General features: G+C 60.9%; 16 protein-coding genes. 13 read left to right on the forward strand and 3 right to left on the reverse strand.

The genetic code is table 11. The annotated features are described in order from the left end of the window. Positions 1–70 precede the first annotated feature (70 nt). Entirely contained in the window at positions 71–1,291 is a 1,221-nt protein-coding gene (locus tag APH36_RS18815; protein WP_060499799.1) for a CaiB/BaiF CoA-transferase family protein, read from the reverse strand. A 14-nt stretch (positions 1,292–1,305) separates the two neighbouring features. Beyond that, the gene (locus APH36_RS18820) at positions 1,306–2,487 is read right to left on the reverse strand and encodes an acyl-CoA dehydrogenase (RefSeq protein WP_016712875.1); all 1,182 of its coding nucleotides are present in this window, start codon (positions 2,485–2,487) and stop codon (positions 1,306–1,308) included. A 161-nt stretch (positions 2,488–2,648) separates the two neighbouring features. Between APH36_RS18820 and APH36_RS18825 the strand changes: the two genes are divergently transcribed. The 10 genes from APH36_RS18825 (at position 2,649) to APH36_RS18870 (ending at position 12,480) form a co-directional block, all read left to right on the forward strand. Beyond that, the gene (locus APH36_RS18825; protein WP_060499800.1) at positions 2,649–3,548 is read left to right on the forward strand and encodes a LysR family transcriptional regulator; all 900 of its coding nucleotides are present in this window, start codon (positions 2,649–2,651) and stop codon (positions 3,546–3,548) included. 434 nt (positions 3,549–3,982) lie between these two features. Further along, the gene (locus APH36_RS18830; protein ID WP_028699520.1) at positions 3,983–5,104 is read left to right on the forward strand and encodes a Re/Si-specific NAD(P)(+) transhydrogenase subunit alpha; all 1,122 of its coding nucleotides are present in this window, start codon (positions 3,983–3,985) and stop codon (positions 5,102–5,104) included. 11 nt (positions 5,105–5,115) lie between these two features. Next, positions 5,116–5,430 (forward strand): NAD(P) transhydrogenase subunit alpha, encoded by a 315-nt coding sequence (locus APH36_RS18835; RefSeq protein ID WP_016484308.1) that lies wholly within the window; start codon positions 5,116–5,118, stop codon positions 5,428–5,430. A gap of 2 nt (positions 5,431–5,432) precedes the next feature. Then, positions 5,433–6,869 (forward strand): NAD(P)(+) transhydrogenase (Re/Si-specific) subunit beta, encoded by a 1,437-nt coding sequence (locus APH36_RS18840; protein ID WP_060499801.1) that lies wholly within the window; start codon positions 5,433–5,435, stop codon positions 6,867–6,869. A gap of 186 nt (positions 6,870–7,055) precedes the next feature. Next, positions 7,056–8,549: an acetyl-CoA hydrolase/transferase family protein gene (locus tag APH36_RS18845; protein WP_016712872.1), complete on the forward strand. Its 1,494-nt coding sequence runs from the start codon at positions 7,056–7,058 to the stop codon at positions 8,547–8,549. A gap of 403 nt (positions 8,550–8,952) precedes the next feature. Next, positions 8,953–9,168, forward strand: a complete 216-nt coding sequence (locus APH36_RS18850) for a DUF1127 domain-containing protein (protein ID WP_003256968.1) — start codon at positions 8,953–8,955, stop codon at positions 9,166–9,168. A 304-nt stretch (positions 9,169–9,472) separates the two neighbouring features. Next, on the forward strand, positions 9,473–9,790 hold the full coding sequence (locus APH36_RS18855) for a DUF2388 domain-containing protein (protein ID WP_060499802.1): 318 nt from the start codon (positions 9,473–9,475) through the stop codon (positions 9,788–9,790). Between the two features lie 87 nt (positions 9,791–9,877). Next, a complete protein-coding gene (locus APH36_RS18860; protein ID WP_016712870.1) occupies positions 9,878–10,171 on the forward strand; it encodes a DUF2388 domain-containing protein in 294 nt (97 codons plus the stop codon). A 36-nt stretch (positions 10,172–10,207) separates the two neighbouring features. Then, a complete protein-coding gene (locus APH36_RS18865; RefSeq protein WP_012316830.1) occupies positions 10,208–10,528 on the forward strand; it encodes a DUF2388 domain-containing protein in 321 nt (106 codons plus the stop codon). Next, positions 10,525–12,480, forward strand: a complete 1,956-nt coding sequence (locus APH36_RS18870; RefSeq protein ID WP_060499803.1) for a DUF4105 domain-containing protein — start codon at positions 10,525–10,527, stop codon at positions 12,478–12,480. Before APH36_RS18865 ends, APH36_RS18870 begins: the two co-directional genes overlap by 4 nt. Positions 12,481–12,545: 65 nt before the next feature. Here the strand turns inward: APH36_RS18870 and APH36_RS18875 are convergent, their stop codons facing one another. Then, entirely contained in the window at positions 12,546–12,947 is a 402-nt protein-coding gene (locus tag APH36_RS18875) for a GFA family protein (protein ID WP_060499804.1), read from the reverse strand. A gap of 267 nt (positions 12,948–13,214) precedes the next feature. Here APH36_RS18875 and APH36_RS18880 point away from each other — a divergent pair, with 267 nt between their 5' ends. From APH36_RS18880 to APH36_RS18890, 3 genes are all read left to right on the forward strand, one after another. After that, the gene (locus APH36_RS18880; RefSeq protein ID WP_016712867.1) at positions 13,215–14,522 is read left to right on the forward strand and encodes a CitMHS family transporter; all 1,308 of its coding nucleotides are present in this window, start codon (positions 13,215–13,217) and stop codon (positions 14,520–14,522) included. Positions 14,523–14,593: 71 nt separating this feature from the next. Further along, positions 14,594–15,364, forward strand: coding sequence for a TerC family protein (locus APH36_RS18885; protein WP_060499805.1), 771 nt, complete (start codon positions 14,594–14,596; stop codon positions 15,362–15,364). 198 nt (positions 15,365–15,562) lie between these two features. Continuing rightward, on the forward strand, positions 15,563–17,221 hold the full coding sequence (locus APH36_RS18890) for a Na/Pi cotransporter family protein (RefSeq protein WP_060499806.1): 1,659 nt from the start codon (positions 15,563–15,565) through the stop codon (positions 17,219–17,221). Positions 17,222–17,241 lie beyond the last annotated feature (20 nt).

A 17,241-nucleotide genomic window follows, 5' to 3' on the forward strand; every position in this document is an offset into this window, starting at 1 on the left:
CTTAACATCGCTGAAAAGCAAAGCGGGGCGGCCTGGCGGCCACCCCGCTTTTCAATAGCATCACGCGCCTCTAGAGCACGCCTGCATCGCGCAAACGTTGCACCTCACCCGCTTCCAGCCCCAATACCTCCTCAAGCACCACCTCAGTGTGCTCACCCAGCAGCGGAGGAGCCCGTCGATACTCCACTGGCGTCTCCGACAACCTTATAGGGCTGGCCACCTGCGGCACGCTACCCGCCAGCGGATGCGCAATGCTCACCGCAAGCCCCCGCGCCAGCACCTGGGGATCCTGGAACATCTGCGCCAGATCATTGATAGGCCCGCACGGCACGCCGGCAGCCTCCAACTGGCTAACCCATTCGGCTGTTGTCTTGAATACCGTGGCCTGGCGGATCAGTGGAATCAGCTCAGCCCGGTTGGCCACCCGCTGCTTGTTGGTCACGAAGCGTGGATCGTCCGCCCATTGCGGCTGCCCAGCCACCTCTGCAAACTTGCGAAACTGGCCATCGTTGCCCACGGTAAGAATGAAGTCGCCATCCGCCGTTGGGAAATCCTGGTAAGGCACGATATTAGGATGCGCATTGCCCAAGCGGCGAGGCGAGTTACCCGTCGTCAGGTAATTCATGGCCTGGTTCGCCAGGCAGGCCACCTGTACATCGAGCAGCGCCATGTCGACATGCTGCCCCACCCCGGCCTGATCCCGGTGGGCGAGGGCAGCGAGCATCGCCACCGTGGAATACAGCCCGGTAAGGATGTCGGTAAGCGCCACACCCACCTTGACCGGCCCTGCACCTTCCTCGCCCTCCGGGCGACCGGTCAGGCTCATCAGCCCGCCCAGCCCCTGGATCATGAAATCGTAACCCGCACGCTTGGCGTAGGGCCCGGTCTGGCCAAACCCCGTGATGGAGCAATAGATAAGCTGTGGATTAACCGCCTTCAGGCTCTGGTAGTCCAAACCATAAGCAGCCAGACCGCCCACCTTGAAGTTCTCGATGACGATATCGGACTTGGCTGCCAGCTCACGCACCAGGCGCTGCCCCTCAGGCTGGGTGAAGTCGATGGTCACCGAGCGCTTGTTGCGGTTAGCCGACAGGTAATAAGCCGCCTCGCTGGTATTGTCACCCGCAGCATCCCTCAGGAAGGGCGGGCCCCACGCGCGCGTATCGTCACCACTGCCTGGACGCTCGACCTTGATCACGTCAGCGCCCAGGTCAGCGAGAATCTGGCCAGACCAAGGGCCGGCCAACACGCGCGAAAGGTCCAGCACCCGCAGATGTGATAGCGCGCCCATGGGCTGGCTCCTTATTAATAGAAGGCCTGGATACCGGTTTGCGCACGCCCCAGGATCAATGCATGCACATCGTGCGTGCCTTCGTAGGTGTTGACCACCTCCAGGTTGACCAAATGACGGGCCACGCCGAACTCGTCGGAGATGCCATTACCACCCAGCATGTCACGCGCCATGCGGGCAATATCCAGCGCCTTGCCGCAGGAGTTGCGCTTCATGATCGAAGTGATCTCCACCGCAGCCGTCCCTTCGTCCTTCATGCGCCCCAAGCGCAGGCAGCCCTGCAGTGCCAGGGTGATTTCGGTCTGCATGTCGGCCAGCTTCTTCTGGATCAGCTGATTGGCAGCCAGCGGGCGACCGAATTGCTGGCGATCCAGCGTGTACTGACGCGCAGTGTGCCAGCAGGCTTCCGCAGCACCCAGCGCCCCCCAGGAGATGCCATAACGGGCTGAGTTCAGGCAGGTGAACGGACCTTTGAGGCCGCGCACATCCGGGAAGATGTTCTCTTCGGGCACGAACACATTGTCCATGACGATTTCACCGGTGATCGAGGCGCGCAGGCCAACCTTGCCATGGATAGCCGGCGCACTCAGGCCTTCCCAGCCCTTTTCCAGCACAAAGCCGCGGATATCACCGGCATCGTCCTTGGCCCAGACCACAAACACATCAGCGATCGGGCTGTTGGTGATCCACATCTTGCTGCCGGTCAGCCGATAGCCGCCATCGACCTTCCTGGCGCGGGTAATCATCGACCCTGGGTCAGAGCCGTGGTTAGGCTCAGTCAGGCCGAAACAACCGATCCACTCACCACTGGCCAGCTTGGGCAGGTATTTCTGCTTTTGTGCTTCGGTACCGAACTCATTGATCGGGACCATGACCAGCGACGACTGCACACTCATCATCGAGCGGTAGCCCGAGTCGATACGCTCCACTTCACGCGCAATCAGGCCATAGCACACGTAGTTCAGGCCGCTGCCACCATACTGCTCCGGGATGGTGGCCCCCAGCAGGCCGACTTCACCCATCTCGCGGAAGATCGCCGGGTCAGTCTGCTCGTGGCGGAACGCTTCAAGTACACGAGGGGCCAGCTTGTCCTGGGCGAACTGATAAGCGCTGTCACGCACCATGCGCTCTTCTTCAGTGAGCTGCTGATCCAGCAGCAGCGGGTCGATCCAGTTGAAGCTTGCTTTACCGGCCATGAGCGAAATCCTCGAAATAGGGGGCAGTTTCTTGTGCCTTTGAGCCTAGGCCTGATCGGCCGCCGGGACAAACGAGGATTGCGCACCAATTAGTGATAGTTTGTCACTTCGTAAATCGGCAAAACGCCATATTGACAGCCTTACAAGTGAGGTTGACGTACATGCGCCGCAAGATCCCCAGTACCGCTGCCCTGGTTTGCTTCGAGGCGGCAGCACGCAACGAGAGCTTTACCAAGGCCGCCCAGGAACTGGCCCTGACCCAGGGCGCCGTTTGTCGCCAAGTTGGCGGCCTGGAGGCCTTTCTCAATGTGGAACTGTTCCGCCGCTCGCGCCGCGGCGTGAAGCTGACCGAAGCCGGCCTTTCCTACAGCCGTCAGGTTGCCGCCCAACTGGACGCCGTGGAGCGCGATACCTTGTCTGTGATGGGCCAGCAGGGGGCCAGCGTAATCGAACTGGCGGTGGTGCCTACATTCGGCACTCAATGGCTGCTTCCGCGCCTCAAGGACTTCCAGCAACGCCAACCGGAGGTCACGGTCAACCTCACCAACCGAACCCGGCCATTCCTGTTCGCCGACACTTCGTTCGATGCCGCGATCTATTTCGGTGATGCCGACTGGTCCGGCACCCAGTCTCACCGGCTGATGGGGGAAAACCCGGTCCCCGTCTGCAGCCCGGCATTGCTGGCCGGGCAGGGCATGCTTGAAGCACAGCGCGTCGCCCAACTACCCCTGTTGCAGCAAAGCACGCGCCCCTATGCCTGGCGGCAATGGTTCGGCAGCTTGGGGATGAATGTGGAGCGCGACATGACAGGCCCGCGTTATGAACTATTCTCGATGCTCGCCCAGGCGGCCATCCATGAAATGGGGATCGCGCTGATTCCGCCGTTCCTGATCCAGCGCGAACTGGAGGAGGGTAGGCTGGTGGTCGCTAACAGGCATGCCCTCGATAGCGACAAGGCCTACTATCTGATGATTCCTGAGCGCAAGGTGGAGTCGGCATCACTACGCGCCTTCCGGGACTGGCTGGTAAGCCAGGCCCACGCCTACACCGCAAGAAAATGAGCAATGCGACAAGTTGACCCTGTAGTCAATTATTTTAAACACCTACAGATGTATGTATTTGTCGCATATGCGTAAACTGTTATGCAAGCCAGAAAATACCCTTTAACCCTGCTAAGCACGCGGGCTTGCGGGTTATTTTGCGACACTTACCGTGCCGTAAGCGAAATGACCGAAAAATTTTTGTTTTTTTCTCCTAATCTGCCAATAGCCCATGTTTGACGGGCTACAGCCTTATTACTGCGACAAGCGGTCACAGGGTGACTTGTAGTTTTAACTTCGTTTCGCTCCAGAACCGGTTGAAGGCCCCTTGGTTCGTCTGCAAAATGCTTCGCCCGCCCGGGAACTGGCGGATCGGCGCTCCACAGCCGCCCCAGCGCACCATCCGAAGTGTGCTGGCTTTTACAAAGACAAAAGGTCACCGCAGGAGAAAAGTCGTGCACATAGGTGTTCCTCTCGAGACGCAGACCGGTGAGACAAGGGTCGCTGCGACCCCGGAAACCATCAAGAAACTGATTGGCCAGGGCCATCAGGTCACCGTCCAACGGGGGGCAGGGCTTAACGCCGCCATTCCGGACAGTGCCTATGAGGCCGTGGGTGCTTCCATGGGGAATGCCGCCGACGCCTACGGCGCCCAATTGGTACTCAAAGTGGTCGCCCCCAACGACCAGGAACTGGCCCTGATCAACAGTGGCAGCCTTCTGGTGGGCATGCTCAACCCCTTCAACAGCGAACTCATCGGCAAAATGGCCGAACGCGGCATTACCGCCTTCGCCCTGGAAGCCGCACCGCGTACATCGCGGGCGCAAAGCCTGGACGTGCTGTCGTCGCAAGCCAACATCGCCGGTTACAAGGCTGTGTTACTGGCGGCCCATCACTACCCGCGCTTCATGCCCATGCTGATGACCGCTGCCGGTACCGTTAAGGCCGCGCGCGTGTTGATTCTGGGTGCGGGCGTTGCCGGCCTGCAGGCCATTGCCACGGCCAAGCGCCTGGGCGCAGTGATCGAAGCGTCCGACGTACGCCCGGCGGTGAAAGAGCAGATCGAGTCGCTGGGCGCCAAGTTCATCGACGTGCCCTACGAGACCGATGAGGAGCGCGAATGCGCCGAAGGGGTGGGTGGTTACGCCCGCCCGATGCCGGCCAGCTGGATGCAACGCCAGGCCCAGGCCGTGCATGAGCGCGCGAAGCAGGCGGATATCGTCATCACCACCGCACTAATCCCCGGCCGCAAGGCGCCGACCTTGCTCAGCGCCGAAACCGTCGCGCAGATGAAGCCCGGCTCGGTGGTCATCGACCTCGCTGCTGCCCAGGGCGGCAACTGTCCGCTGACGGTTGCTGACCAAGTGGTGCAGGAAAACGGCGTGACCATTGTCGGCCCGACCAACCTGCCAGCCCAGGTGGGTGCCGATGCCTCGGCGCTGTATGCACGCAACCTGCTGGACTTCATGAAGCTGCTGTTCGACAAGGACGGCGCACTGGTCATCAACCTCGAAGACGACATCGTCGCGGCCTGCCTCATGTGCCGCGATGGCCAGGTCGTCCGCAAGAACGGCTAAGGAGCACGACAATGGAAGATATGCTGATTTCCCACGGCATCTACAACCTGATCATCTTCGTGCTGGCCATCTATGTGGGCTACCACGTGGTCTGGAACGTCACCCCGGCACTGCACACCCCATTAATGGCGGTCACCAACGCCATCTCGGCAATCGTTATCGTCGGCGCCATGCTGGCCGCGGCCCTGACCGTTACCCCGGCAGGCAAGCTGATGGGCACCCTGGCCGTGGCCCTGGCTGCGGTCAACGTGTTCGGTGGCTTCCTGGTCACCCGCCGCATGCTTGAGATGTTCAAGAAGAAAGCCAAGAACGAGGGGCAGAAGTAAGCATGAGCATGAATCTGGTAACACTTCTGTACCTGGTTGCGTCGATCTGCTTCATCCAGGCGCTCAAGGGCCTGTCGCACCCGACCACTTCGCGGCGCGGCAACCTGTTCGGCATGATCGGCATGGGGATCGCCATCCTCACAACCGTCGGCCTTGTCTATAAGCTGGGGGCAGAGCTTGCTACTGCCGGCATCGGCTACGTAATCGTCGGCCTGCTGGTTGGTGGTACCGCCGGTTCGATCATGGCCAAGCGCGTCGAAATGACCAAGATGCCGGAGCTGGTCGCCTTCATGCACAGCATGATCGGCCTGGCTGCGGTGTTCATTGCCATCGCCGCCGTGTTGGAGCCGCAGTCGATGGGCATCGTTGCCGCCATCAGCGACCCTATCCCTACCGGCAACCGCCTGGAGCTGTTCCTGGGTGCTGCAATCGGTGCCATTACCTTCTCCGGTTCGGTAATCGCCTTTGGCAAACTGTCGGGCAAGTACAAGTTCCGCCTGTTCCAGGGCGCACCGGTACAGTTCGCCGGCCAGCATAAGCTGAACCTGATCCTCGGCCTGACCACCATTGCCCTGGGCCTGCTGTTCACCTTCACCGGCCACTACAGTGCCTTCACCCTGATGCTGGTTCTGGCCTTCATCATGGGTGTGCTGATCATTATTCCGATCGGTGGAGCCGACATGCCGGTGGTGGTGTCGATGCTCAACAGCTACTCGGGCTGGGCTGCGGCCGGCATCGGTTTCTCGCTGAACAACTCGATGCTGATCATTGCAGGTTCGCTGGTCGGTTCGTCCGGTGCCATCCTTTCGTACATCATGTGCAAGGCGATGAACCGTTCGTTCTTCAACGTCATCCTTGGCGGCTTCGGCGGGGACACCGATACGGGTGCGGCGCAAGGCTCCAAAGAGCAGCGCCCGGTGAAGTCCGGCTCGGCCGACGACGCCACTTTCCTGCTCAGCAACGCCGACAGCGTGATCATCGTGCCGGGTTACGGCCTGGCGGTGGCCCGTGCCCAGCACGCGCTGAAGGAGCTGACCGAAAAGCTGACCCACAACGGTGTAACCGTGAAGTACGCGATCCACCCAGTGGCAGGCCGCATGCCCGGGCACATGAACGTACTGCTGGCCGAGGCCGAAGTACCTTACGACCAAGTGTTCGAAATGGAAGACATCAACGCCGAGTTCGGTCAGGCCGACGTGGTGTTGGTGCTGGGTGCCAACGACGTGGTCAACCCGGCGGCGAAGAACGATCCGAAATCGCCCATTGCCGGCATGCCGATCCTCGAAGCCTTCAAGGCCAAGACCATCATCGTCAACAAACGCTCCATGGCCAGCGGCTACGCCGGCCTGGACAACGAACTGTTCTACCTGGACAAGACCATGATGGTGTTCGGTGACGCCAAGAAAGTGATCGAAGACATGGTCAAGGCGGTGGACTGATACCCACGGCTGAAAACCAGCTGATATAAAGGAAGCCCCGGTCAGAATCTGCCGGGGCTTTTCTTTTATTGATCCGGATCAACGGCTCTACTTCAAGCCTTCTCATACGACCATGGTCGTGGGACGGCAATGGGCGAAATCTCTAGACTGCGCTGCAGTAGTTTCAGTAGCCCGAGATAACAATCCATGTACCGTGATCGTATCCGCTTGTCCTCCCTGCACAGCAAGGTAATGAGTGCGGCTGATGCCGCTGGTCTGATCGAGGACGGCATGACCGTCGGCATGAGCGGTTTCACCCGCGCCGGCGAAGCCAAAGCCGTACCGCATGCACTGGCCGAACGTGCCAAGCAGTCGCCACTGAAAATCAGCCTGATGACCGGCGCCAGCCTGGGCAACGACCTGGACAAGCAACTGACCGAGGCCGGCGTGCTGGCTCGCCGCATGCCATTCCAGGTCGACAGCACCCTGCGCAAGGCCATCAACGACGGCCAGGTGATGTTCATCGACCAGCACCTGTCGGAAACCGTCGAGCAACTGCGCAACCAGCAGCTGAAACTGCCGGACATCGCCGTCATCGAAGCCGTGGCCATTACCGAGCAAGGCCACATCGTGCCAACCACATCGGTAGGCAACTCGGCCAGCTTCGCGATCTTCGCCAAGCAGGTGATTGTCGAGATCAACCTCTCGCACAACCCCAACCTGGAAGGCCTGCACGACATCTATATCCCGACCTACCGCCCGACCCGCACGCCAATCCCGCTGGTCAAGGTCGACGACCGTATCGGCAGCACCGCCATCCCGATCGACCCGGCCAAGATCGTCGGCATCGTCATCAGCGACCAGCCGGACTCCCCATCCACCGTGCTGCCGCCGGATGACGAAACCCAGGGCATTGCCGACCACCTGATCAACTTCCTCAAAAAAGAAGTTGAAGCTGGCCGCATGACCAACAAGCTCGGCCCGCTGCAGGCCGGTATCGGCAGCATTGCCAACGCCGTAATGTGCGGCCTGATCGAATCGCCGTTCGAAGACCTGACCATGTACTCCGAAGTACTGCAGGACTCCACCTTCGACCTGATCGATGCCGGCAAACTGAGCTTCGCTTCGGGCAGCTCGATCACCTTGTCCACTCGCCGTAATGCCGACGTATTCGGCAACCTGGAGCGCTACAAGGACAAGCTGGTGCTGCGCCCGCAAGAAATCTCCAACCACCCGGAAGTGGTGCGTCGCTTGGGCATCATCGGTATCAACACCGCACTGGAGTTCGATATCTACGGCAACGTCAACTCCACCCACGTGTGCGGCACCAAAATGATGAACGGGATTGGTGGCTCGGGTGACTTCGCCCGTAACGCCCACCTGGCTGTGTTCGTCACCAAGTCGATTGCCAAAGGCGGCGCGATTTCCAGCGTGGTGCCGATGGTCAGCCATGTCGACCACACCGAGCACGACGTGGACATCCTGGTCACCGAGCAGGGCCTGGCCGACCTGCGTGGATTGGCACCACGTGAGCGGGCACGGGCGATCATCGACAACTGTGTGCACCCAGACTACCGCGCTGCGCTGAACGATTACTTCGATCGTGCCTGCCAGCGTGGCGGCCATACCCCGCACATTTTGCGTGAAGCGCTGAGCTGGCACGAAAACCTGGAAGAAACCGGGCGCATGCTGGCGAGCTGATCAATTCGTGATCCGGAACAGCGTGTGCTGTTCCGGTCACGCTCCCTGTAGGAGCGGCTCTAGCCGCGAATACCGGAACAGCCGATGCCATCCTGCTTGTCGCCTGATTCGCGGGCAAGCCCGCTGCCGCAACACTCTCACAATCATCATTAAAAACTGTTCTACTGTACTGGTATTTCTGCCAGTCCCTTCCTCGTGAAATCATCCTGTCAGCCAAAAATGCACCAATACCGTGCAGACCAGTACAGTTGCGCTTGTTTCGGGTGCAACAGTAGGGTTACACAGTTAACTGAGCCATCGTCTTTCAACTGAACTGTATCTACTGTTATGGACGACAGAGGAGGATCATTGGCATCAGTTAAATCACTACCTAATCCCGCCATAAGCGGAAGGATGAAGCATCATGGAACGTACCCTCAGTTCCGGTCTGGTTTTTGAAAGCAACGCCCAGCAATCCAACGCCTCGCTGCCGCTGCGCGCACTGTCTACCCTGCTGCTGTGGCAGCGCCGTATGGCTAGCCGCCGTCAACTGGCTCGCCTGGACGCCCGTCTGCTGGCCGACGCTGGTATCAGCGAGTCGCAACGTTACGAAGAGCTGAGCAAGCCTTTCTGGCGCTAAGCACCGGCTTGCCGGCTTCGGCCGGCACCGCGAATTCCCAAAACCCGTTGCAGGTAACTGCAACGGGTTTTTTGCATCCAGGCCGCATGCTAGAGCTTCTCTCAAACGAACAGGTACAGTTTTGATAATCCAAAAAACATATAGGTACAGTTTGTTGGCGCGCTTTTCATTAACATCCGGAAACACCGGCGCGTGATACGCTTGGCTTCACAGTCTGGTAGAACCCACTGTTAAAGTACCGTGACGAGCTGTGCGAGCGTCCGATAAGCAGAACCACCCGACCCTAGTCCAGGAGTCCACGATCATGTCCCGTAAATACCTGATTGGCGCCGCCCTGATGCTGAGCCTGGCCGGCACCGCAAACGCCACCAGCTTCGTTGTCACCACCGACGCCGTCGTTGGCGCGGTAGCCGCGTCCACCGATGCAACTTCCGATATTTCCTCCTCGTTCAAAGACGACAAGATCGTCAAGGCCGCCCGCGACGATGCCGCTGCCTTTGTTGGCAGCCATGGCGACATCCGCGGTGCCAAACTGGAAAGCGCCTTCTTGCACATCCGCTCGCAAGCACCCGCGTTGCAGGCCAGCGATGCCCAACTGGCCCAGGCCATCCTGGCTCTCTGACGCCAGCTGAGCCCTCTGGCTGTGCTGGTCACTACCAGCACAGTCATCCAGCCTTTGCGCCCCATCTTTCCAGCTGTTGTAGAGCCCATGCGTTATCTGTTGCCGCTGCTGTTTTCCGTTGCAGGCATGGCCAGCGCCCATGCCATGGATACCACCACGCAAAGCCTGGTCATTACCGGCTATGTCACCAGCCAGGTCACCACTGCACCCTTCGATCGCAAACTGGTCCGCCAGGCGCGCGACGATGCAGCGGCCTTCGTGGCCAGCGACGGCCAGATCCGCGGTGTGCGGCTGGAAGCTGCGCTGGAATCATTACGCCACAATTGTGCACGGCACGCCGTCGGCGATCTGGAACTGGCGCAGGCAATTCTCGTCCAATAACTACATCTGACTCCCTGTATTTTTCGGAGATGCTCCATGCGTAAACCGCTGATTGCCGCTACCCTCGGCATGCTGCTGCTGGCCGACCTGGCCCAGGCACAGACCCTGGTGGCCACCAGCAATATCATCGTGCGTGCCTTTGGCCGCTCGATCGACTTCACCTCGGACACCACCACCTCGATTCGCGACTCCAAAGTGGTGCGCGAAGCCCATGACGACGCTGCCAGCTTCGTCGCCAGCAACGGTGACATTCGCGGCGCCCAGCTTGAGGCGGCCTTCAACACCTTGCGCGAGCGCGTGCCAGAAGCGCGTGGCGCCAGCGACCAGGTACTGGCCGAAGCCATCCTCGCACTGTGAAACGCGTGCGTGCCTGGCTGCTCGGCTGCGCCCTGACGCTGCCCGGCACGCCCGTATTGGCCGACCTGCAGCTTCAGCTGCAGGCAACCGGCCTGGACCCGCAGCAAACCCAAGCCACCCAGGCCCTGCTCGATGAGGCCTTGGGCAAGCTGCCTCCCCGATTCAAGCAGCAGCTGGACCGCCGCGTGCGGGTCAGCTGGAGCGACAGCATGCCGGCGGATGCCTACGGCCAGGCATCGCTGGTGTCCACCCTTGAGCTCAATCGACGCCTGCTGCCCGGACTCACCGACGGCAGTGCTGCTACCGAACGCACCCACCGCCCCCATGGCACAGCGCGCGAAGAATTGCTGGCCACCGTGCTGCACGAGCTTACCCATATCTACGACCGTGCCCGCCTGTGGCCCACTGCCGAGCATTCGCTGATTGCCCGCTGCAAGCGCCAGCAAGGCACGCTGGGCAAAATCGGCCTGCCCGAAGCGTGCCGGGGCCAGGCCGAGCGCCGCTTCACCCTTAGCGACGACCCGCGCTTGCTCGACCTGGCGGGTTGGCAACAGTACGTAGGCCGTCGTGGCGAGCGCGAGCAGCACAATGGTCAGTTCGTGCGCAGCCCAGACAGTTATGAGCTGAGCAGCCCCAAGGAGTTTATCGCGGTCAACATGGAGTACTTCCTCCTCGACCCGAGCTACGGTTGCCGCCGCCCGGCGCTGAACCAGTACCTGCGCGAGCACTTCGGCTGGGCACCGCAACAGGACACCTGCGCCAAGGGCCTGCCGTTCATCAATGCCGGCAGCGACTTTGCCCGCCAGCCGCTGGGTGAAATCGACCCTGAGCGGGTCTATGAAGTGGACTACCTGCTGGCTGAAGCCAACCAGAACCTGGTCAGCCGCTGGGGCCACAGCATGCTGCGCCTGGTGATCTGCAAGCCGGGCCGCCCGCGCGGGCCGGACTGCCGCCTGGACCTCGACCAGAGCCTGGTGCTGTCGTACCGCGCCTTCGTCAACGATGTACAGCTGTCCAGCTGGGACGGCCTGGTCGGCAACTACCCCTCGCGGCTATTCGTGTTGCCGCTGGGCCAGGTAATCGACGAATACACCAAGACCGAGTTGCGCAGCCTTGCCTCAGTACCGTTGAAGCTCAGCCGCAACGAAATCGAGGAGCTGGTACGCCAGGCCGCCGAAATGCACTGGAGCTATGACGGCAACTACTGGTTCCTGTCCAACAACTGTGCCGTGGAGTCTTTGAAATTGCTGCGCAGCGGTACCGCCAACCCACGCCTCAACGACCTCGACAGCATCATGCCCAACGGCTTGCTGGCGGTGCTCAAGGGCAGGGGATTGGCAGACACCAGCGTGCTGGATGACCCGCGTGAGGCGCTGCGCCTGGGCTACCGGTTCGATTCCTATCGCGACCGCTACCAGGCCATGTTCGAGGTGCTGCGCAAACAGCTGCCGATCAAGCAGGCCCTGGTCGAAGACTGGCTGGCACTGGATGCCGAGCAGCGCCGCCCATGGTTTGCCAAAGCCGACCTGCGCACCAGCGCCGCGTTACTGCTGCTCGAACAGGCCAGCTTGCGCCGGCAACTGCTGCTGGCCCAGGACGAGGTCAAGCAGCGCTACCTGAATGCCGCTGCCTTGAAAGATGGCAGCGTCAGCAAGGCCGATGCGACCCTCAAGCAGATGCTCGCCAACAGCGGCTTTCTCAGCCGCCCGGCAGAACTGCTCGATGCCAAGGGCTACGGGCTGCCGCAGCCCGAGGAGCGCAAGCACCTTGAGCAGGTGAGCAGCGAACGCCAGGCACAGTTGTTGCGTTTGAGCACCAGCCTGGACAAAGAGGTGAGGGCGCTGCTGGAGCCGTCGCGAGCCAAGGAAATTGCGGCTGTCGAAGCCAACGTGAAGCAGATTGGCGAACATTTGCGGGCACTGCACAAGGCTGCGGGTGGCCTGCAGTTGTAAGTGTTGTCTCTACGGGCCTCTTCGCGGGCAAGCCCGCGAAGAGGCCCGCACAGGCTACACAAGGCCTAGAGATTTTCCTCTGCCTCCGAAGGCAAATCCTCATCCAGATGCAACCAAGGCAACCGGCTACCCACCCAGATATGCCGGTTGGCCCTGACCCGCTCCGGGTGATCCAGCGTCGCCACCGTCACATCGACCGTTTCCGGGCTATGGGTAGTCATCAGCGCCACATGCGCCCCGCACTGCCCACAGAAGTACCGGCTGCAACTGGCCGGCGCCACATAGCAGCTCGGCTCACCCGCCAACCACTGAAACCCGGAGCGGGGCAGGGTGAGCCAGGTCACTACCAACCCTCCGCTTACCCGCCGGCAAATCGAACAATGGCAGTGGGCGATGTCTGTCAGGTCACCCACCAGCCGGTAACGCAAGGCGCCACAATGGCAGCCCCCTTCGGTTACATACTGCATCACCTACCTCTCGTCGCCTTTGCTTCGGCGAAAGCTGGCTGAAAGCTTGCGCTCATAGGATAGCCCCCACTACCGGCACAAGACCGGTCAGCCAGGGCACCCGGTAATTGCCGAGCCCGGCCCAATCAACAACAACAATGGTGATTCTGATGTATTCCTGTGCCCGCCTTTCTGTAGCTCCCCTCCGCATGCTCCCTGCGCAGCGCCCGACGCGCTGATCCGCCCGAATCGACATTCCTTTCGCCGCGCCACGCCTGGAGTATTGCCATGCTGACCTTCCTCGGCTTTGCCATGGTCATCACCTTCATGTACCTGATCATGACCAAGCGCCTGTCGGCCTTGATCGCGCTGATTCTGGTACCGATCCTGTTCGCCCTGTTCGGCGGTTTCTCCGCCAAGATCGGCCCCATGATGCTAGAGGGCATCAGCAAGCTCGCGCCAACCGGTGTGATGCTGATGTTCGCCATCCTCTATTTCGCCTTGATGATCGACTCCGGCCTGTTCGACCCGGCCGTACGCAAGATCCTCAAACTGGTCAAGGGCGACCCGCTCAAAGTTTCTGTCGGTACCGCCGTGCTGGCCCTGGTGGTCTCGCTCGACGGTGATGGCGCCACCACCTACATGATCTGCTGCGCCGCCATGCTGCCGATGTACAGCCGCCTGGGTATGAGCCCGCGGATCATGGCCGGCCTGATCATCCTGGCCGGTGGGGTGATGAACATGACCCCGTGGGGTGGCCCGACCGCCCGCGCCGCCAGTGCCCTGCACGTAGACCCGTCGGACATTTTCGTACCGATGATCCCGGCCATGCTGTTCGGCGTGCTGGCAATTCTGGCCATCGCCTACATGTACGGTAAACGTGAACGTGCCCGCCTGGGTGAACTGCACCTGCCAACTGACGACATCGACCACAGCGAAATCACCGTTTCGCAGTACCCTGACGCGCGCCGGCCCAAGCTGCTGTACTTCAACGGTGCCCTGACTGCTGCCCTGATGGTCGCACTGATTGCCGGTGTGCTGCCGCTGCCCGTGCTGTTCATGATTGCCTTCAGCATCGCGATGATCGTCAACTACCCGTGCCTGCAGCAGCAAAAGGATCGCATCGCCGCCCACGCTGGCAGCGTGCTGGCCGTGACCGGGCTGATCTTCGCCGCCGGTATCTTTACTGGCATCCTGTCGGGTACCGGCATGGTGGATGCCATGTCCAAGAGCCTGCTGGCCGTCATCCCGGAAGCACTGGGCCCTTACTTGGCGGTGATCACCGCGATCGTGAGCATGCCGTTCACCTTCTTCATGTCCAACGACGCGTTCTACTATGGCGTGCTGCCGGTACTGGCCGAAGCCGCCAGCCACTACGGCATCACCCCGGTGGAAATGGCACGTGCATCGATCGTCGGGCAACCGGTACACCTGCTTAGCCCCTTGGTGCCGTCGACCTACCTGCTGGTGGCCCTGGCCGGCATCGAGTTTGGCGATCATCAGCGCTTCACGCTCAAGTGGGCAGTGCTGGTATGCCTGTGCATAATGTTCGCCGCGCTGCTGATGGGCATTTTCCCGCTGTTCAGTAGTCTTTAATAAACACGTATTAGTCTGACGCGACGCGCCTCGACAGGGGCGCGTCGCCTTTATCGTTCGAAGGAAAACACATGGAATGGCTGACCAGCCCGGAAATCTGGGTTGCCTTTTTCACCCTTACCGCGCTTGAGATCGTCCTCGGTATCGACAACATCATCATGATCTCGATTCTGGTCAGCCGCATGCCCAAGCACATGCAGCCGCGCACCCGGATCTTCGGCCTGGCCCTGGCCATGGTCACCCGTATCATGCTGCTGCTATCGATTACCTGGGTCATGCGCCTTACCGCCGACCTGTTCGTGGTATTCGGCCAAGGCATCTCCGGACGTGACCTGATCCTGTTCTTCGGTGGCCTGTTCCTGCTGTGGAAAAGCTCGCAAGAGATCTACCACGGCCTGGAAGGCGAGGACGAAAACGCCGAGGAGCCGAAAGGTGCGGGCGGCAAATTCTTCTACACCATCATCCAGATCGCCATCATCGACATCGTGTTCTCGCTGGACTCGGTCATTACTGCGGTGGGTATGGTTTCCCACGTACCGGTGATGATTGCCGCCATCGTCGTTGCCGTGCTGGTGATGATGTTGTGCGCCGGCGCCATCAGCGATTTCATCGACAAGCACCCGTCGCTGAAGATGCTCGCGCTGTCATTCCTGATCGTGGTCGGTACCGTGCTGATCGCCGAAGCATTCGACGTGCATGTGCCAAAGGGCTACGTCTACTTCGCCATGGCCTTCTCGCTGGCGGTGGAGGCCATCAACATCCGCATGCGCACCGCCCTGGCCCGCAAGGAAGGCAAAGAGCATGACCCGGTGAAACTGCGCAAGGACATTCCGGGTCAATAAGACCAGGAAGCGCAAAACACAAAGGGCCCTTCGCAGGGCCCTTTTTCATGTCTGATCGGTTTCAAACACATGACAGCCATGCGAAGCTGGCGACAGCTGCGCAAAACAACTAAAGCTTTGAGTGAGCACCGAAAATTCTTCAAACGCTCACGTTTCTTTTCTTGGCCCACTGGGCCAGTGCAACAGGGGGCTTTCGCCATGCTGACCCTGCTCAACCTACTCTCGGCCGTGACGCTTCTGGTCTGGGGCACCCACATCGTACGTACTGGCATTCTGCGCGTGTTCGGCTCAAACCTGCGGCGCATCATCAGCCAGAACATGGACAAGCGCCCGCTGGCGTTCATTGCCGGCATACTGGTCACGGCCATGGTGCAGAGCAGTAACGCCACGGCCATGTTGGTCACGTCCTTCGTCGGCCAGGGCCTGATGGCCATGACCCCGGCCCTGGCGATCATGCTGGGTGCCGATGTGGGTACCGCGCTGATGGCCCGGGTACTCACTTTCGACCTGTCCTGGCTATCACCCTTGCTGATATTCCTGGGTGTGATCTTCTTCCTCTCGCGCAAGCAGACACGGGCTGGCCAGCTGGGCCGTGTCGGTATTGGGCTTGGCCTGATCATCCTGGCACTGGAGCTGATCGTGCAGGCAGCTGCGCCAATCACTCACGCCCAAGGCGTTAAAGTGCTGTTTGCTTCGCTGACCGGCGACATCATGCTCGACGCCCTGGTCGGCGCCATGTTCGCCATGATTTCCTATTCCAGCCTCGCCGCCGTGCTGCTTACCGCAACATTGGCCGGTGCCGAGGTCATCAGCCTGCCAGTGGCCATCGGCCTGGTGGTCGGTGCCAACATCGGTAGCGGGTTACTGGCCTTTATCAGCACCAGCATGCAGAACGCTGCCGGGCGCCGCGTGGCGTTGGGCAGCTTGCTCTACAAGCTGATCGGCCTGCTGCTGATCATCCCTGTGCTGCACCCCTTGGTGGAGTGGATGGACTCGCTCAGCTTCAGCCCGCAAGAGCTGGTCATCGGCTTCCATCTGCTCTACAACACCCTGCGCTGCCTGCTCATGCTGCCCACGGTCAAACTGATGGGCCGGCTGTGCAACAGCCTGCTGCCCGAGCGGGAAAACGGCAACGGCCAGATCCGCCCGCGCCACCTCGACGCCTCGGCGCTGGAAACACCCAGCCTGGCGCTTGCCAACGCTGCCCGCGAAACCCTGCGCCTGGGCGATATCGTCGACAGCCTGCTTGAAGCCATGCTGGGTGCCCTGCGCGGCACCCAGACCGCCTTGCCACAGCAGGTTCGCGCCCTGGGTGAAGATGCCGAGGCCCTTTATAGCGCCATCAAGCTCTACCTTGCGCAGATGTCGCGCGAAGACCTCAGCGAGCAGGACAACCGTCGCTGGGCCGAGATCATCGAGCTGGCCATCAACCTCAAGCTCGCCTGCGACCTCATCGAGCGCATGTTGCGCAAGGTCCAGCAGCAGAAAACCAGCCAGCGCCGGGAGTTTTCCCAGGTGGGGCTGGAAGAACTGACCGGGCTGCAAGAGCAATTGTTAGCCAACCTGCGCCTTGGCCTGTCGGTATTCCTTAGCGCCGACCCGGAAAGCGCCCGTTTGCTACTCAAGGAAAAACGCCGTTTTCGCGCCCAGGAACGGCGCCTGGCGCATGCCCACGTCAGCCGCTTGCAGCGTAAGGTGGTGCAAAGCATCGAAACCAGTTCGCTACACTTGGAGCTGATCGCCGACATGAAGCGGTTGAACTCTTTGTTCTGCAGCAGTGCCTATGTGGTACTGGGCGGCTCCGACACCGGCGGGCTGATGCTCGACAGCGTGCCGGACGAAGCCCGTCTGCCGTGAATGCCTACCTGAGGACCGAA

The sequence above is a fragment of the Pseudomonas sp. NBRC 111133 genome (assembly GCF_001320605.1).
Taxonomy (GTDB): Bacteria; Pseudomonadota; Gammaproteobacteria; order Pseudomonadales; family Pseudomonadaceae; genus Aquipseudomonas; species Aquipseudomonas monteilii.

What these genes read in the sequence shown, in the direction of transcription:
- APH36_RS18815 (WP_060499799.1), bottom strand. Translation starts at nt 1,291, where the DNA reads ATGGGCGCGCTATCACATCTGCGGGTGCTGGACCTTTCGCGCGTGTTG.
- APH36_RS18820 (WP_016712875.1), bottom strand. Translation starts at nt 2,487, where the DNA reads ATGGCCGGTAAAGCAAGCTTCAACTGGATCGACCCGCTGCTGCTGGAT.
- APH36_RS18825 (WP_060499800.1), top strand. Translation starts at nt 2,649, where the DNA reads ATGCGCCGCAAGATCCCCAGTACCGCTGCCCTGGTTTGCTTCGAGGCG.
- APH36_RS18835 (WP_016484308.1), top strand. Translation starts at nt 5,116, where the DNA reads ATGGAAGATATGCTGATTTCCCACGGCATCTACAACCTGATCATCTTC.
- APH36_RS18840 (WP_060499801.1), top strand. Translation starts at nt 5,433, where the DNA reads ATGAGCATGAATCTGGTAACACTTCTGTACCTGGTTGCGTCGATCTGC.
- APH36_RS18845 (WP_016712872.1), top strand. Translation starts at nt 7,056, where the DNA reads ATGTACCGTGATCGTATCCGCTTGTCCTCCCTGCACAGCAAGGTAATG.
- APH36_RS18850 (WP_003256968.1), top strand. Translation starts at nt 8,953, where the DNA reads ATGGAACGTACCCTCAGTTCCGGTCTGGTTTTTGAAAGCAACGCCCAG.
- APH36_RS18855 (WP_060499802.1), top strand. Translation starts at nt 9,473, where the DNA reads ATGTCCCGTAAATACCTGATTGGCGCCGCCCTGATGCTGAGCCTGGCC.
- APH36_RS18860 (WP_016712870.1), top strand. Translation starts at nt 9,878, where the DNA reads ATGCGTTATCTGTTGCCGCTGCTGTTTTCCGTTGCAGGCATGGCCAGC.
- APH36_RS18865 (WP_012316830.1), top strand. Translation starts at nt 10,208, where the DNA reads ATGCGTAAACCGCTGATTGCCGCTACCCTCGGCATGCTGCTGCTGGCC.
- APH36_RS18875 (WP_060499804.1), bottom strand. Translation starts at nt 12,947, where the DNA reads ATGCAGTATGTAACCGAAGGGGGCTGCCATTGTGGCGCCTTGCGTTAC.
- APH36_RS18880 (WP_016712867.1), top strand. Translation starts at nt 13,215, where the DNA reads ATGCTGACCTTCCTCGGCTTTGCCATGGTCATCACCTTCATGTACCTG.
- APH36_RS18885 (WP_060499805.1), top strand. Translation starts at nt 14,594, where the DNA reads ATGGAATGGCTGACCAGCCCGGAAATCTGGGTTGCCTTTTTCACCCTT.
- APH36_RS18890 (WP_060499806.1), top strand. Translation starts at nt 15,563, where the DNA reads ATGCTGACCCTGCTCAACCTACTCTCGGCCGTGACGCTTCTGGTCTGG.